The sequence below is a fragment of the Sphingomonas sp. ERG5 genome (genome assembly GCF_000803065.1).
GTDB lineage: Bacteria > Pseudomonadota > Alphaproteobacteria > Sphingomonadales > Sphingomonadaceae > Sphingomonas.
Window position 1 is genome coordinate 107,377 of sequence record NZ_JSXI01000029.1, and the last position, 15,453, is coordinate 122,829.

At 63.2% G+C, this 15,453-nt stretch carries 13 protein-coding genes; 6 read left to right on the top strand and 7 right to left on the bottom strand.

Translation table 11 applies throughout. The features are described from left to right. Positions 1-6 precede the first annotated feature (6 nt). Positions 7-1,224: an alginate export family protein gene (locus OO12_RS12235; protein WP_052215804.1), complete on the top strand. Its 1,218-nt coding sequence runs from the start codon at positions 7-9 to the stop codon at positions 1,222-1,224. A 13-nt stretch (positions 1,225-1,237) separates the two neighbouring features. Here the strand turns inward: OO12_RS12235 and OO12_RS28030 are convergent, their stop codons facing one another. Further along, on the bottom strand, positions 1,238-1,585 hold the full coding sequence (locus OO12_RS28030; RefSeq protein WP_152616392.1) for a hypothetical protein: 348 nt from the start codon (positions 1,583-1,585) through the stop codon (positions 1,238-1,240). A 237-nt stretch (positions 1,586-1,822) separates the two neighbouring features. On the opposite strand from OO12_RS28030, the gene OO12_RS12240 reads away from it, so the two are divergent. Then, complete coding sequence (locus OO12_RS12240; RefSeq protein ID WP_160296796.1) at positions 1,823-2,257, top strand: VOC family protein; 435 nt, start codon at positions 1,823-1,825, stop codon at positions 2,255-2,257. Here the strand turns inward: OO12_RS12240 and OO12_RS12245 are convergent. Genes OO12_RS12245 through OO12_RS12255 form a run of 3 tightly spaced genes read right to left on the bottom strand, consistent with a single transcriptional unit; the run spans position 2,254 to position 5,808 of the window. Next, positions 2,254-3,294: an acetylserotonin O-methyltransferase gene (locus tag OO12_RS12245; protein ID WP_235364771.1), complete on the bottom strand. Its 1,041-nt coding sequence runs from the start codon at positions 3,292-3,294 to the stop codon at positions 2,254-2,256. The two genes, OO12_RS12240 and OO12_RS12245, sit on opposite strands and share 4 nt — an antisense overlap. Further along, positions 3,284-3,706, bottom strand: a complete 423-nt coding sequence (locus OO12_RS12250) for a VOC family protein (RefSeq protein WP_034158961.1) — start codon at positions 3,704-3,706, stop codon at positions 3,284-3,286. Before OO12_RS12250 ends, OO12_RS12245 begins: the two co-directional genes overlap by 11 nt. Beyond that, complete coding sequence (locus tag OO12_RS12255) at positions 3,703-5,808, bottom strand: methyltransferase (protein ID WP_034158962.1); 2,106 nt, start codon at positions 5,806-5,808, stop codon at positions 3,703-3,705. Before OO12_RS12255 ends, OO12_RS12250 begins: the two co-directional genes overlap by 4 nt. A 290-nt stretch (positions 5,809-6,098) precedes the next feature. Between OO12_RS12255 and OO12_RS12260 the strand changes: the two genes are divergently transcribed. The 3 genes from OO12_RS12260 to OO12_RS12270 all read left to right on the top strand — a co-directional run bounded on the left by OO12_RS12260 (position 6,099) and on the right by OO12_RS12270 (position 8,912). Then, the gene (locus OO12_RS12260) at positions 6,099-6,359 is read left to right on the top strand and encodes a hypothetical protein (RefSeq protein ID WP_034158963.1); all 261 of its coding nucleotides are present in this window, start codon (positions 6,099-6,101) and stop codon (positions 6,357-6,359) included. A 76-nt stretch (positions 6,360-6,435) separates the two neighbouring features. Beyond that, positions 6,436-8,304: a WD40 repeat domain-containing protein gene (locus tag OO12_RS12265; protein ID WP_034158964.1), complete on the top strand. Its 1,869-nt coding sequence runs from the start codon at positions 6,436-6,438 to the stop codon at positions 8,302-8,304. Positions 8,305-8,315: 11 nt separating this feature from the next. Further along, entirely contained in the window at positions 8,316-8,912 is a 597-nt protein-coding gene (locus OO12_RS12270; RefSeq protein ID WP_034159165.1) for an NADPH-dependent FMN reductase, read from the top strand. 32 nt (positions 8,913-8,944) lie between these two features. Here the strand turns inward: OO12_RS12270 and OO12_RS12275 are convergent, their stop codons facing one another. From OO12_RS12275 to OO12_RS12285, 3 genes are all read right to left on the bottom strand, one after another. Further along, complete coding sequence (locus OO12_RS12275) at positions 8,945-10,669, bottom strand: WD40 repeat domain-containing protein (RefSeq protein WP_052215807.1); 1,725 nt, start codon at positions 10,667-10,669, stop codon at positions 8,945-8,947. After that, entirely contained in the window at positions 10,666-11,433 is a 768-nt protein-coding gene (locus OO12_RS12280) for a formylglycine-generating enzyme family protein (protein WP_034159167.1), read from the bottom strand. The genes OO12_RS12275 and OO12_RS12280 overlap by 4 nt, the downstream gene beginning before the upstream one ends. A 268-nt stretch (positions 11,434-11,701) precedes the next feature. Next, positions 11,702-14,026, bottom strand: coding sequence for a TonB-dependent receptor (locus tag OO12_RS12285; protein ID WP_052215809.1), 2,325 nt, complete (start codon positions 14,024-14,026; stop codon positions 11,702-11,704). A 446-nt stretch (positions 14,027-14,472) separates the two neighbouring features. Here OO12_RS12285 and OO12_RS12290 point away from each other — a divergent pair, with 446 nt between their 5' ends. After that, positions 14,473-15,432, top strand: coding sequence for an aldo/keto reductase (locus OO12_RS12290; protein WP_034158965.1), 960 nt, complete (start codon positions 14,473-14,475; stop codon positions 15,430-15,432). Positions 15,433-15,453 lie beyond the last annotated feature (21 nt).

Below are 15,453 nucleotides of genomic sequence, written 5' to 3' on the forward strand. Positions count from 1 at the left end.
CATCCGATGAATAGGAAGGTGGCGCGGGCGATCGGGCTTGCGGTGCTGGCTGCGGGGATTCAGGCGGCCCAGGCGCAGCAGGTCGAATTCAAACCTTTGGTCGATGCGCGGCTGCGCTATGAGCAAGTCGACCAGCAGGGCCTTGCGGACGCCGCGGATGCTCTGACCCAGCGCATCCGCAGCGGGGTGCAGGCGAGCAAGGGGCCCTGGTCGGTGCTGGTCGAAAGCGAGGCGACGCTGGCGATCAGCGAACACTATAATAGCGGGACTAACGGCAAGGCGGCCTATCCGCTGGTGATCGATCCGCAGAATATCGAACTTAACCGCGCGCAGCTGCGCTACGCCGCGCACGGCGTCACCGCGACGGCGGGACGCCAACTGATCGAGCTGGCCGATCAGCGCTTTGTCGGGTCGTCCAATTTCCGCCAGAACCAGCAGACCTATGACGCGGCGCGGCTGCAATGGGGCGGGGCGAAGGGGCCGTTTGCCGATATCAGCTATGCCTGGTCGGACCGCACCGTGAACGGCATCGACGGCACCGGCGCGCGCCAGCCGGCGGTCAGTGGCAATAATGTCTTCGCGCTGCTCGGCTATGCCGGCAAGATCGGCACGCTGACCGGCTTCGCCTATCTGGTCGATCAGGACGAGGCGGCGGTGCAGGGCTTTCGCCTGTCGAGCCAGACTTATGGCCTGCGCCTGGCGGGGAGCGTGCCGCTCACCCCGGCAGTCAAGCTCGGCTATGTCGCCAGTTGGGCGCGGCAAAGCGATTATCATCGCAACCCCAATGACTATGCGGCTGATTACTGGCTGGGCGAAACGAGCGTGACGATAAAGGGCCTGGCCGCCACCGGCGGCTATGAGGTGCTCGGCGCCGATCGCGGCGTCGCGCTGACCAGCGTGCAGACGCCCCTGTCCAGCCTGTTCAAATTCCAGGGCTGGGCCGACAAATTCACCACCACCCCGCCGAACGGCATCCGCGACCTGTACGCCGTTGCGGGCTACAATTGGCGCAAGACCGGCCCGTTCGATGCGATCGCACTATCGGCGACCTATCATCGCTTCGACAGTGACCGGCTTGGCCAGCATTATGGCGATGAATGGGATCTGCTCGCCAGCGTGAAGCGCAGCCACGCCACAGTGTCGGCGCGCTACGCCCGCTACCGTGCCGACAGTTTTGCGACCGACACCGACAAATTCTGGCTGGAGTTCGGCTGGACCCTTTAAAGCTTCGCCCCTGTTACCCGCTGTTATCCCCTGTTTTCGACGTTGTATTTTCTGGCCCCTGTTGTGTTGGATCCGGGATCTGGATTATGCGTCTGTTTTCAGTAACATGGCTGATGCCGCCCCTGTTATGAAAACAGGGCGGAACAGGGACATTAACAGGGGCCGTTCCGATCGAAACAGGGGTGATGATCACCCGACGTTTCACGGCCATATGAAAGAGCGCAGACAAGAGCGCCTGGCTGGCGTCTCGTCCGACCGTCACCGTGCGGCATCCTGCAGCTTGATTGAATCGCCCTTGACGGACAAGAAATTGCGCTAAGCCTATTTCTGTATCGTCAACACCGCGATCATCAGCCTGCATTACGACATCGAATATCAGAACAGGTCATCCCCCGAATTTCGCATCGGCGGCAACCGCACATTGCCAACCTTGCCATCGGCGCAAAGTTATTCGGGCCATGCGCCGCTGCCGCTGCCGCTGCTCGCCTTCGTATCTCGATCCCGCATAAGCGATCCGTCCATTTCGCACCCATTTCCCCACCATTGATGTGCGCCCAATGCTAAATGATCCCGGCGATGATATTGGGGGATGGTCAGCATGAAGCACGCGATTTCCTTGTCGCACCTCAACCTGCCGGTGACCGATCTCGAACGGTCGATGGACTTTTACGTGCGCAAGCTCGGTTTTCATTATGTCCGCCATTTGCGCCCGGGCAAGGTGATCCTCGAAGTGGGCGGTTTCGACTTTTTCCTCGAGGAGGGTGGGGAGGGCTTTGGCCATCCGCGTTTCCATTTCGGCTTCGAAACCACGACTGACGGCGTGCATGAATTCGCCCGGCTGATTGAGGATCGGGGCATCTCGCAAGTGGTCGGCCCACAGCCGACCGGCCGCGCCGAACTCTATGTTACGCCGGACGGGCTGCGCACCGTGTTCTATTTCGCCGATCCCGACGGCCATATCATCGAGGTCTATTCGCATATCGGCGTGGATGTCGGCTATGTCGATCCGGCTTATGCGGCGCAGATGGCTTAGCTGACCCGTCCGACCAGGAACTGCCCGCTCGGCTGGTCGATCTCGCCGAACCCCGCTTCGCGCAGCATGGCCTGTACATCGCTCAACCGGTGCGTCCGCCCTTCGAGCGTCTCGATCATCAGCGTCATGCCGAACACCGCCCCGCCCCGAGCGTTGGTGCCATCCTCCTCAAGGAAGGAATCGCGGATGATCACACGCCCGCCGGGCGCCAGCGCGGCGCGGATCCTGCGCAGCAAGGTGAGCGCGGCGGCAGGGCCCTCGCCGTGCAGCACATTGCTCAGGAACACCACGTCATGGGAGTCGCCCAGATCGTCGCGGGTGAAATCGCCACATACCAGCCGGATCCGATCACGCATCGGATAGGGTGAGATGATCTCGCGTGCGATGTCGATCGCGTCGGGCAAGTCGAAGATGGTGCAGACCAGATCGGGATTGGCTTCGCAAAAGCCAAGCGAATAGCTGCCCGCGCCGCCGCCGAGATCGAGCAGGTTACGCACGCCGGCCAGGTCGATCGCCGCGACCGTGGGTGCCAGATGGAACAGCAACGCACGTTCATGTGCGGCCAGCAACAAGGTGCGCAGTCGTTCGCGATCATGGAAAATGCTTCCCTCCGCCGGTTCACGTCCTTCACGGATCGACCGGGTCAATCCGGCCCAGGCCGGCCAGTCGGTGTCATGCAGCTTGAACCATGAGCCGATATAATGCGGCGAGGAACTGGTCAGGAAGGCCGAGGCAGCCGCCATGTTGCGATAGCCGTCGGCGGTCAGCGCGAGATAGCCCATCTCGTGCAGCGCGCTGAGCAGCCGCGCCGTCGCCGCGTGATCGGTGCCCAGCCGTTCGGCGATACGCGCCGCCGAAGCCGGTTCGGTCTCCAGCGCGGAAAAAATGTCGAGCTGTACCGCCGACATCAGGATGCGCGGCCGCCAGATCTCGGCATCGGCAAGCAAGCGGTCGAGCGCCGCCGATAGATCCTGCTCGGGCGGCGGCTCTGCGCCCGTCTCCCCATTCCGGTCCGGCACGTCGCGACTAGCCGTCAAGGTCATAATCGTTGCGCTCGGCGGGATAGGCGCTGAGATAATGGATAATCTCGATCTCGTTGCCGTCGGGATCGCGGATATAGATCCGCTCACGGAACGGATGATTGCCTTTGCGGCGATACGCGCAACCCAGGCTGTCCAGCCGCCCGATCACCTGGTCCAGGTCGGGCACGACGATGCCGAAATGCGTATGGCCGAGCCGCGTGCCGTCAATCTGCTCGCCGCCATGATAGGGCGTGCGGAAGGCGACATAGCTATCGTCGGTGCCGATATGGACCCAGTCATAGGAGCGGTCGGCAGCTTTCTCCAGCCCGCGCCCGCGCAGCCGCCAGTCGAACACATGGCTGTAGAAACCGACCAGCCGGTCGAGGTCGCCGGTGATATATTGGATATGCTCGACATAGCTGGTCATGCTGCCGCTGCCTTGCCGCTCACCATCGACTTTGCATCGTCCAGCCGCTCGATCGTCACTGCCGCCAGGCCGAGTTCGCGCAGCAGCGCCGCCGCCTCTCGATCCTCTTCGAGATAGGCTTCGGGCCGCTGCAGATGCACTTTGAGCGAGATCAGTGCCGCCGCGGGTGGTGAGGCGCCGCTATCGTCGAGCCTGAATTTGCTGATGATCAGCGTGCCGCCGGGCGCGAGCACTTGTTGTGCATTGGCGAGGATACGGCGCTTCTCGGCGTGCGAAAAATAATGCAGCAAGTCGCTGACCAGCACCAGGTCGAAACGGTTGGCCAGCGTGAAGTCGAGCGCGTCGCCGCCTTGCAGTACAATCTGCCCGGCACGAATCTGTGCCGCGAAGCGCGGGCCATTCTGTTCGATCACCTCGGGCCGGTCGAACAGGGTAACCCGGAGTTGCGGCGCGACCGACAGGATGCGATCGGAGAAAGTGCCGCTCCCGCCGCCCAGGTCGAGCACGTCGGTCGCCCGTTCGAGCAGCGGTGCGATATGCTCGACCAGCCGGTCGGCGGCGGGCTGGTTGGCCATCGCGACCGAGGTCAGATACTCGGGCAAATGCGCGCTTTCCATGATCCGTGCGGCTTCGGGGCGCGTCTCGGGCGACCGCAGGATGTCGCCGAGCTGCAGCCAGATTTCGTTCTCGGCGCGGAACTGGAGGATTTCGGGCAGGATGCAGCGCGGTCCTTGCGCCAGCAATACCCGGACATCGCCATGGATCGCGAACTGGTTGTCATCCTTATGGATGATGCCGATCGCGGCGAGCGCATTCATCAGCACCTCGGCGCCGACCGTGCTGGTGCCCGTCCGCGCCGCGACGTCCGCCGCGCTGCATCCCTCCGGCGGGATCTGGCTGAACAGGTCGAGCTCGGCGCCGGCGAACAGGACTCCGGCAAGCCGGAACGACGTCGCCACTGATATCAGCTCGCGCCACAGCGCGAGTTCGCCCGCCGTCGCCTGTGTCTCGTTCATGCCGTCTCTCTCCCGCAAGATTTCCGTGCTGCCCGTCCGCCGGCCCAGCATCACCGATTTTATCCCGCCAATGTCGAGCCGTTCGATCGCGTCGCAGCCGCACGCGCCAAGCATCGCGGCGACCTCGTCATCGCTTTCCAGATAGGCGCCGTCCGATTTCAGCGTCATCCGGACCGAGAACAGCGCCGCGCCCGCCGGCCGCACCCCGTCGCGGTCGAGCGCGAACTTGATGATCGCCACGTGCCCGCCCGGCGCCAGCGCGGCGACCGCGCGCTCGACGATCGCCCGTTTCTCCGCGTGCGGAAACAGTTCGAGCAACTCGTTGATCACCACCAGATCGTAGCGCGTGCCACTCGTCAGGGTACGCGCATCCCCGATGCGCAGCGCCACGCGGCCGGCATCCGGGCCTGTCGCAAAGCGCCGGCACATGCCGATGCCGCTGGCCAGGTCGAGGATCTCGACTCGCGCTTGGGCATTGTGCGCGAGCAGCGCCTCGCAGAAATCGCCATCGCCGCCGCCAATGTCGAGCACATGCCGCGCGCGCGACGCCAGCGGTCCCATCCGGTCGAGAATGACCTGAGCGAGCTGGCGATTCATCGCCCGGATGCCCGGACGCTCCGCCATCCGCCCGTCGAGCAACTCGCGCCGATACGCGACCGGTACATCCTCCAGCCCGCGCAGAAATGCCGCCGTCCGCAGCCAGGCCGCGGCCTCGCGGTGATGTGCGCGGACCTCGGCTAGAAATCCCTCGGTGAGTGCCGCGCTGTCCAACGCCGACAGCGGCCGGTATCGCGCGTCCTGACCGTGTCGGGCGAGGCCGATCGAGACCAGCCCGTTCAGCAATAGCCTGGCCGAGGTCTCGGTCATGCCCACCGCTTGGGCGGCCTCCGCAACGGTGCTGCCGTCCGGCGAGAGTGCCGCGAAAAGGCCGGTCTGAACGGCTGAGAACAGCACGCAGGACGGCCTGAAGCTCATGGCAAGATCGCGGATCACGGGCGCCAGGCTGGCAAGTCCGGGGCTGCGCGATTCGTCAGGCGCGGTACCGGACTTAGGTTCGATCCTGGCCATGACGGCGGCGCGCGTCATCCGGCCGGGCTCCGCCTCCGCGCCCGGCGAGCCCAGGATTGGACGATCAACTGGCTCTGCGTGAGTTGAGCATCGAAAGACTGCATGCCCGTTTCCCTTCGTAACATTACTTACACCGGGAGTCCCCGATATCCAAGTTCAAGTATCTGTCATATAGTCTATATCAGCATCTGATATATTTATACTCCAAATTGGATATGTATCCTTGACTGGAAAGTGATTCGTTGGATACTCAAGGTCGTCATCTCGGAATACATCCATTCTAGATGTTTCAAGAAGGAGAGATAATCATGATTCTTGATCTCGGAAAAGCTTCTGCCGCACTTAGCGGTATCAAGACCAGCGAAGGCCAGAAGAACTTGGATGAACTTTACAAGCATCTTGAGTCATTCCGTGGTAAACTTGACGGAAAGCTTAACGATGCCGAATTTCGCTATGTGATGCAGACCTTGTTCAACGAACAGGTTTTGAGCGTCCCTGCGGCCGAAGCACGCAATATTCCGCCCGCCACCGTCCTCGCTCATGGGTTCTCGATCCGCCAGATGATCTGACCGACTTCGGATCCGTGTTGGCTCGCCGCATACGAATGCGGCGAGCCGCAACGACCTCCGAGGGGCTTTTTGTCAGATGCAGTCTTCGCGCAAGATCGGGTCGTTCGCGCTTGCGCCGGACGAAGAGATTCTCGTTGCCGGCACCATGGGTGGTGACGTCATCGTCATCCGGGTCGATGATTTCGCCGTGCTCGAACGGCAACACGCACATGGCGGCGCGATTGAAGTCATCGCGGCGCATCCGACGCGGCCTTATTTCGCGGCCATGTCGATGGACCGCAGCGTCAGCATTTTCGAGCGCCAGGGCAGTTCGCTCCGGTTGCTCGATCGGTTCGTGTTCCGCGACGTGCCGTGCCGCAACGACGCCACGCCGGTACCGTTTGCGCACTCGCTCAGCCAGGCACTGACCTTCCACCCGCGTGAGAAGCGGCTTGCGGTGCGCAGCGGCAATGCCGGCGTGCTCGAACTCGATTTTCCCGATGATCGCCTGACCATTCGGCACTGCACCCGCTTCCACCATGATATCGATCTGGTGACCTTGCGTTACGTCGATGATGATGGCTCGCTGATCAGCGCTGCGGGCGGCCATGCCGTGTTGTCGCGCGACGGTGTCGAACTGCGTTCCTGGAATCTGGGCAATTTCAACCTTCACTGGTTCGAACCGCTCGGCGACGACGAATATCTCATCGCCTGTGACGAACTCTATGTCATCCGCATCGATATCCGCGGCCGGACGGAACCGTTGCGCGGCCATCGCCTCACGCGTGACGATCTCGAACATGTCACCTATAATTCAGTCTCGCGGCGGGCGTTCGCCGCCGGCTTTGACGGCACGGTCTATGAGATCGATCCGAAGACCTGCGACTATAAGCGCCTCGCCTGGCGGGCGCCGTACAAGATGCGCTGGATCAGGACGCTTGAGCGCGCGCCCGATACGCTGATCGCGCATTGCTTCAATGGCGGCCTGTACAAGGTCGATCTCGCCACCCAGGGCATCGTCGCCAGCATCAAGGAGACACCCAACACCGTCTGGACCTGTCTGCGCGATGGCGACACGTTGTACTTCGCGGGCGAGGGCGACAGCATCGGCCGCATCGACCTTGGTGAACCGGATCCGGTTACCGGTCTGGTCGGGAGCACGCCCGGCGCGCCGGTCGCCAAGCCACCGTCCAATGGCAGCACCTATACCAAGCGCATGGTGATGGGCTCGGCAGGCCTGTTGCTGGCGCAGAAGAATGGCCAGCTGATCGAACTGGGGCAGGGTGGGGCGCGGCAGGTGTGCGATGTGGGCGAGGAACTGCGCGATCTCGCGGCAGTGCCGGGCCGGCCCGTCGCTTATGTCTGCACCGAACGCGGCTGCGTCTACAAGATCGACACGGTGAGCGGCGATATCGTCAAGGCCTATCAGAACCAGCTTCGCGAGCCGATCTGGTCGCTCGCATATCATCCGGGGCGCGATGTACTCGCCTTTGCCGAACGTCGCGGCGACATCATGCTGTGCGATGGCGATCTCAAGCCTCTGTTGTCCTTCGGTCCGACCTCGCGTCCCAAGCGCATGAAATGGTGCGATGACACGCTGATCTATGTCGACACCTGCGAACTGCGCCGGTTCGACCTGCTGACGCAGCATGTCAGCGACTATGTCGACAATTGCGGCAACACGATCGAGGATTTCATCTGGGACGAATCGCGCCGCTATCTCGCTTTGGTCAATTATCGCACCGAACTGGTGCTGTGCGATTTCGCCAGCGGCGCGAAACTCTCGGTCGTTCCCGACCAGTCCGATTTCTCCAAGGGGCTGGTGTGGATGACCCGGCCGGACGGTTATCCATTCGACCTCGCGACTTTCGGGCGCTCGGGCACGGCGCACCGCTTTCGCATTCACAATGAGCGGTGCATGGCATTGGGGCCGATCGCGCCTGCGCTTATCCCAGCGCTTATCTGAGTATCGATGTCATGATCACCATCATCACCGGCAGTCAGCGGCCACGGTCGCAATCGGCCAAGGTCGCCGCCTTTATCCAGGCTCTGCTCGAACGTCGCACCGTCGGCGCGCATGCGGTCACGCTTGAAACCGGCCTGTTACCGCTCTGGACTGACGACCCCGATGCTCAGGTGGCGCAGGCCGCGGCCTGGGCGCCGATCGCGGACATGATCCGCGCGTCCGACGCGCTGGTGCTGGTCGCGCCCGAATGGAACGGCATGGCGCCGCCCGCGCTGAAGAATTTCTTCCTCTATTGCACCAGCCACGAACTGGCCGACCGGCCGGCGCTGATCATCGGCCTGTCATCGGGCCATGGCGGGTCGTCGCCGGCGTCGGAACTGCGGCTGAGCAGCTATCGTGATACGCAGATCTGCTACATTCCGGAACAAGTGATCGTGCGCCGCGTCACCGAAGTCCTCAACGACCCCGAACCGGTGTCGGAGGACGATGCCTATATTCGCTTCCGGCTCGACTATGCACTCGGCATCCTGATCGAATATGGCGCGGCGCTGGCACAGGTGCGCAGCAGCGGCGCGCGCAATTTCGAGCTGATTCCCTACGGAATGTGAGGGGCGTATCGGCCGGATTCGCTCGGCCTGGATCAGCCGCTCATCGGAATGCGGTAATAATTCCCGTCATAGGATGTCGCGACGAACGCATTTCCGGCTTCGTCGGCGGCGAGCGAGGAAATGCCGAAACGGCTGATCTGCCGCACGATCGGCCAGTCGCCATTGGTCAGGTCATGGATCGCCACCTTGCCGTCATAGGAGCCGGTGGCGATCGCGCGCGCACCCTCGAGCGTCGCGACGCATTTGATCGAATGGTCGTGCGGCGTCGCGATCGCGCGGCAGCCGGCATCGGTCCATAACCGCAGCTTGCGGTCGCGGCTGACGCTGACAAAACCGCCGCCGGGCAAACGGGCGGCGCCATTGGCGATCTTGTCATGTGCCTCGGGCAGGCGTTCGATCGCGTCCAGGCTGAGCGCATCGTGGCGCGCCATCGCGGCGGTCGCACAAACGCTGAACAGCGTGTGGCCGTCACATGCCACGCCTTTGACCGCATTGTCGTGCAGCGCGATCTCGCCCTCGAACCGGACGGTTCCATCATCCTCCAGCGCGAACACCAGCCCCTCGCCGGTATAGGCGCCGATGATCAGCCGCTCACCGCTCGCCACGCGCCACGACGCCGCGCAATTGAGCGGCGAATGGTGCCGGTGCAGCACCTCACCGGAAATCGCGTCGAACAGGATGCCGAGCTGTCCGCCGGTCACCAGCCGCCCGGACCAGCCATGGATGAAGTTGCACAGGCTGCCGAGCCGGGTCACCGCTTCGCCGTCGCGGCGCACCACGCCGGCATCGCCCACCGTCCAGACCGCGCCGTCATGGACATGGCCGGCATTGATGCCGGGCGTGTCCTCGATCCGGTCGACCCGCCATTGGTCGGATGACGGGGAATATTCGGCATAGCTGCTGCCGAAGCTGCCGAACAACAGCCGGTCATGCGACGCGAAGGTTGCCGCGCGCAGCCAGATCATCGCCGGCACAGCGGATTGCTGCACCAGGCGCAGCGCGTCATCGCCCCCTGGTTCCCAGAGTTTGACGGTGCGATCATAGCTCGCGCTCATCAACCGTTGCGTCGCTTCGTCAAAAGCGAGGCGCTTGATCCCGGCATCATGACCCGGAGTCACTGACGCCCGTCCATCGCGGAGCACGATGATTTCGCCGCGATCATTGCCTGCGAACAACGTGCCCGCGCGCGTGATCACCACCGTGTCGGTTTCTCCCCCGAGCGAAAAACGCTCCAGCTCCACGCCGCTTACCACATCCCATCGGCGTACGGTGCCGTCATCGCTGCTCGAAACCAGCGCCTGACCATCGACACGCCATTCGACCGACAAGACATCGGCTTCATGCCCCTTTATGCTGCGCAGCAAAGTGCCGGCGGTATCGAAGATGCGGATCAGGTGATCGCGCGACGCGGTCGCGACCAGACGCCCGTCGGGGCTCCAGCTTGCCATCTCCACATCGTCCGTATGTCCGCGCAGCACGGCAATCGGAGTCAGTCCACCGACCGACCAGATTCGCGCGGTATAATCGCTGCTCGCGCTGAGCAGTTGACGGCCATCGGGACTGAAGCGGCATTGATTGACCAGATGATCGTGCCAGGCATTGGCGAGCGGGCGGCCGTCGCGCGCATCCCATAATATCACCTGGCTGTCATAGCCGGCAGTGGCGACATAATGATCGCCGAATGCATCGATCCCGCTGATCGGCGAGCGATGGGCGATGTCGAAGGTCGCGGACGACAGGGCTTCGCGCTCGCTCATGCCACCACCACCCGAAAGCCGCGATAGCGGAATTGCGGTGCCGGATGCGGCCCATGCCGGCGTGCGCACCGCGCCAGATCCCCGCCGAGCGCGAAGGATCCACCGCGCAGCGTGCGGTAGCGCGACCCGGCCGCGCTGCTGATATCATCGTCGACCCGCGCGCCGCCGGGATAGGGGGCATAGAAGCTCGAGGTCCATTCCTCGACATTGCCGCCCATGTCGAACACGCCATAGCCCGACATGCCCTGGGGATAATGGTTGACCGGCGTGGTCGTGCCGACTCCGCCTTCGATCGTGTTGCAGCGTGCGGGATCGAAGTTGTCGCCGAACGGATAGTCGGCATGGCCCGGGCCGCGCGCGGCGCATTCCCATTCGGCCTCGCTCGGCAAGCGGCAATTGGTCCCGGTCTCGTCACCCAGCCAGAGCGCATAGGCGAGCGCATCGTCATAATCGACGCCCCAGACGGGGTGCCGGGCCGGGCCGCCGATCGCGATCGATTCCGGAATCGGGTGACCGGTCGCGGCGACGAAATCGGTATAGGCCTGATTGGTGACCGGGAAGCGGCCGATATGGAACGGCGCGATCCGAATGCCGTGCCGGGGATATTCCTTGCGGATCCAGTCGCGAAAGGCTGGCGCATAGCCGGGGTCGACCAGCCGGTCTCGCCAGGCGTCGACACAGGCATCTATTTCATCCAGCGTCGATCCGATTTCGACTTCGCCTCCGGGAATTGCGACAAGATCGAGCTCCCTGCAAGACGGCATTTCGCGCCAGTTCGGTTTCAACATTGCCCCCGATCGTGCCCAGTAACTTGATGTAATGATTTGTACTGAGTCGAAGGATAAGAGGTCGCACTCTTCCAGGTCCAATTCTTTTGGAACCATAATAGATACGGTTTTGCGTAAACAGGCAGATGTGGAGCAACATCAGGGTTGCGTGAAATCACCTCTTCCCGTTTGCCCCAAGTCGATCCCAGAAGCTGGCCCAGAAGCTGGCCCAGAAGCTGGCCCAGAAGCTGGCCTAGAAGCTGGCCTAGAAACTGGCGCGCAACGTCGCGCCGATCGTACGCGGCGCGCCCAGTTGGCCGGCATAGGCAAAAGGCGAGGTGCCGACGATCGCGGTGGTCGACAGGTTCTGGAAATATTTCTTGTCGAATGCATTGTTGATCCAGGCGGACAGATCGTAGCGGCCCTTGGCGAAGGTCGTGCCAATGCGGAAATTAGCCAGCGCATAGCTGTCGATCCGGCTATAGGGACCGGCATCGGCGGTGCCGAAAGTGCTGGAACGATAACTGATCTGCGCCAGGGCATAGGGACGCAGGCCGTTCGCCAGTTCGACATGATAATCGACCGTCGCGTTGCCGACCCATTTGGGTGCCTGGAACAAGGGCTTGCCGGTCAGGTCGCAGATGCCGGTCACGCCGACCGGGCAGGGCGCGTTGGCGTATTTCGTATAGGTCGCGTCATTATATGACCCATTGGCGCTGAGCGTCAGCGTGTCGGTGGCGCGAAGCGACGCATCGACCTCCACACCACGCGACCGCACCTCGCCGACATTGGCGAGATAGGAGCGATTGCCGTTGGTCGGGACGATATTGGCCTGCAGCCCCGACAAATTGGTCGAGAAGGCACTGAGGTTGAGTGTCAGGCGCCGGTCGAACAGCTGGCTCTTCAGCCCCAGCTCCCAGTTCCGGACCTTTTCCGGCGCCAGCACCAGCGGCGTGCCCGCCGACACCGCCGAATTCAGGTTCAGGCCCGATCCCTTGTAGCCGGTCGAATAGGAGGCATAGGTGAGCACGTCGTCGGCCAGCTTGTACGAGACGCTGGCCAGATACGACACATTGTCGTCAGTGACCGATACGTCATAGTGGAACGGGATAGAGGTCGGGACATAAGGCGTACCGAAGGTCGAGGTGTCCGATGTGCCCGAACGCTTGTCGTGCGTGTAACGAATGCCGCCGGTCACGGTGAGGCGGTCGGTGACCGCGAAATTGGCCTGGGCGAATGCCGCGACGCTGTCGACCGTCGTGTCGACATCGTCGAGATATTGCGATCCCGGTGCGATGTTGATCGCGGCTGCCGCCGGATTGGCGAGCCGGGCATAGGTCGTGTAAAACGCGCTGGCATCGGTGCCGAACTGGTTGAGGATGAAATGATCCTTCAGCCGCTGGTGGAACAGATAAGCGCCCACCTGCCAGTTGAAGCGCCCAGGGCGCGACGCCAGCCGGATTTCCTGCGAATATTGATCGTCCTTGGTCTGCGCGACATTGACCTGGATGATATCGAGCGGCGTGCCGTCGCTGTCCTGCAACGGATTGAAATGCCAGTAGCGCCAGGCCGAGATCGAGGTCAGGCTGGCGAAACCGAGATCCCAGTCGGCCTGGAACGACACGCCCTTCTGGTCGGTCTTCATGTTCTGCGGTGAATTGTTGCGGGTGAAATCGAGGCTGCGCGCCGGGACATAGCCGAGCGCCGCGAGCGCCTGGAGCGTGCGCCCGGTGGTCGCGCTGAGGCTCGCGGGCAGCACCAGCTTGGTCGCGCTGACGCAGCAGCTGTCGTCCTCCATCGAATAATCGGCGATCAGCCGCAGCGTCAGGTTGGTCGCCGGGGTCGCCAGCAACTGGATGCGCCCGCCGGCGCGGCCCACGCTGTTGGCGCCGAGCCCGGTCTTGATATTGTCGAGCACACCGTCGCGGTGCGTGTTGAAGCCAGTGACGCGGAACGCCAGCAGCCCGTCGATGATCGGCCCGGTGATGCTGATGCGTTCCTGGTTGTAGCCGTAATTGCCCGCCGACAGTTCGGCGGTGCCGCCAAAGGTGAATTCGGGCTTGCGCGTGGTGATGTTGAGCACGCCGGCCGAATTGTTGCGGCCGAACAAAGTGCCTTGCGGACCGCGCAGCACTTCGACCCGATCGACATCGATCAGGTCGGACAGCGCCATGCCCGGGCGGCCGAGATAGACATTGTCGATATAGACCCCGACTGAGGTGTCGAGACCGTCCGAGGCGGAGGAGACGCCGATGCCGCGAATGCCGATCGAGCTGTTGCGCGGGTTGGAATTATACGCGGTCAGGCTCGGCGTCTGGAACTGCACATCGGTCAGCGTATAGCCGCCGGTGCGTTCCAGCGCCGCGCCGGTCAGCACCGACAGCGCGATCGGCACGTCCTGCGCGCGCTCCGACTGACGGCGCGCGGTAACGATGATCTCGGTGCCGGCGGCTTCGGTTGCCGCATCCGTATCCGCCGTCACCGCCGGGTCCGCATCGCGCACCGGGTCGCTGGCAAAGGCCGGCGCGGCGATCATTGCCATGCCCGTGACGCAGGACAGGAGCAGCGCGCGGCGATGGGATTTGTGCATGACGATACCTCGACTTGGATTGATCTGGGACTTGGATTGATCCGGGACTTGGATTGATCTGGTGCGTTGGGCTGGCTGACATCCGCTCGTGGCGGCGGCCCGGTCAGTGCCGGACTGGTGCCGTTCCAATTCCTATCTAGTCAATCGGAATTAAGCCGTTTTTCCTCTTCTCAGGACGATAGATTTTCTGCGCCCGCGCCCATCTCGGCGGCATGATTTCGCTTTCATGTCTCGCTGATCATACAGATATTAAATGCAATTATCGGGCCACGTGGGATAATGGCCGCATGCGCCGTCACCCTGCCCACGCTTGATCTTTAATTCCTATAAGATCAGTATGGATTCTGTCGATCGTGAAAGATTTTCTACGTTCGCCGACCGCGCCGATGGGCGCACCCTGAATGGGTTCGGACGTGCGGCGGGTCGCCGCAGCGAGGGAGTAAGCCATGCCGCAAATCGGAAGTTTCGAGGTCAGCCGCCAGGGGTTCGGCGCGATGGGATTGTCGCACAGCTATGGGCAGGCCGATGATGCAGCCTCGATCCGCACCATCCGCCGCGCGATCGATCTGGGCGTCACCTTTTTCGATACCGCGACCGGCTATGGCGATGGCCATAATGAGGCATTGCTCGGCCAGGCGATCGCGGTGCGGCGCGATGAATTGCTCATCGCCAGCAAATTCGTCCACCGCCCCAATGGCGGTGGCGCGGCGGTCGAGCCGGTGCGGCCACGCGACGCGGTCGAGGCCAGCCTGAAGCGCCTCGGCGTCGATCACATCGATCTCTATTATCTCCACCGCGTCGACCCCGATATCGCGATCGAGGAATCGATCGGCGAACTCGGTCGCCTGGTCGATGAAGGCAAGATCGGGGGCGTCGGCGTGTCGGAGGCAAGCGCGGACGGCATCCGCCGCGGGCACGCCACCTATCCGCTCACCGCGCTGCAAAGCGAATACTCGTTATGGACGCGCGATGTGGAGGTGGAGATCCTGCCCACGGTGCGTGAGCTGGGCATCGGCTTCGTCGCCTATAGCCCGCTTGGCCGGGGCTTTCTTGCCGGGGCAGAAGTGACCGATCCCGAGGATCGCCGTCACCTGCATCCGCGTTTCCAGCCCGATGCGATCGCCGCCAACAGCCGCCGGCGTGACGTGATCAACCGCGTCGCCACGCAAATCGGCGCCACCCCCGCGCAAGTCAGCCTCGCCTGGGTGTTGTCGCGCGGCGTCGTGCCGATCCCGGGCACGCGCCACATTGCACATCTCGAAACGAACTGGGCGGCGAACGACCTGACGCTCGATGCCGATGCGCTCGCCGCGCTCGAGGCTGCCTTCCCGCGCGGCGCCACCGCTGGTGCGCGTTACCCGGCCGAGAGCCTCAGGCTCGTGCCGCCCGAGCCCGTTCCCGCCTGATCCGCTGGTTTCGACCCCCGC

Excerpts from the sequence above, each read along its gene's own strand:
- OO12_RS12235 (WP_052215804.1), top strand. The coding sequence starts at position 7 with ATGAATAGGAAGGTGGCGCGGGCGATCGGGCTTGCGGTGCTGGCTGCG.
- OO12_RS28030 (WP_152616392.1), bottom strand. The coding sequence starts at position 1,585 with ATGCAGGCTGATGATCGCGGTGTTGACGATACAGAAATAGGCTTAGCG.
- OO12_RS12240 (WP_160296796.1), top strand. The coding sequence starts at position 1,823 with ATGAAGCACGCGATTTCCTTGTCGCACCTCAACCTGCCGGTGACCGAT.
- OO12_RS12250 (WP_034158961.1), bottom strand. The coding sequence starts at position 3,706 with ATGACCAGCTATGTCGAGCATATCCAATATATCACCGGCGACCTCGAC.
- OO12_RS12255 (WP_034158962.1), bottom strand. The coding sequence starts at position 5,808 with ATGACGCGCGCCGCCGTCATGGCCAGGATCGAACCTAAGTCCGGTACC.
- OO12_RS12260 (WP_034158963.1), top strand. The coding sequence starts at position 6,099 with ATGATTCTTGATCTCGGAAAAGCTTCTGCCGCACTTAGCGGTATCAAG.
- OO12_RS12265 (WP_034158964.1), top strand. The coding sequence starts at position 6,436 with ATGCAGTCTTCGCGCAAGATCGGGTCGTTCGCGCTTGCGCCGGACGAA.
- OO12_RS12270 (WP_034159165.1), top strand. The coding sequence starts at position 8,316 with ATGATCACCATCATCACCGGCAGTCAGCGGCCACGGTCGCAATCGGCC.
- OO12_RS12275 (WP_052215807.1), bottom strand. The coding sequence starts at position 10,669 with ATGAGCGAGCGCGAAGCCCTGTCGTCCGCGACCTTCGACATCGCCCAT.
- OO12_RS12280 (WP_034159167.1), bottom strand. The coding sequence starts at position 11,433 with ATGCCGTCTTGCAGGGAGCTCGATCTTGTCGCAATTCCCGGAGGCGAA.
- OO12_RS12285 (WP_052215809.1), bottom strand. The coding sequence starts at position 14,026 with ATGCACAAATCCCATCGCCGCGCGCTGCTCCTGTCCTGCGTCACGGGC.
- OO12_RS12290 (WP_034158965.1), top strand. The coding sequence starts at position 14,473 with ATGCCGCAAATCGGAAGTTTCGAGGTCAGCCGCCAGGGGTTCGGCGCG.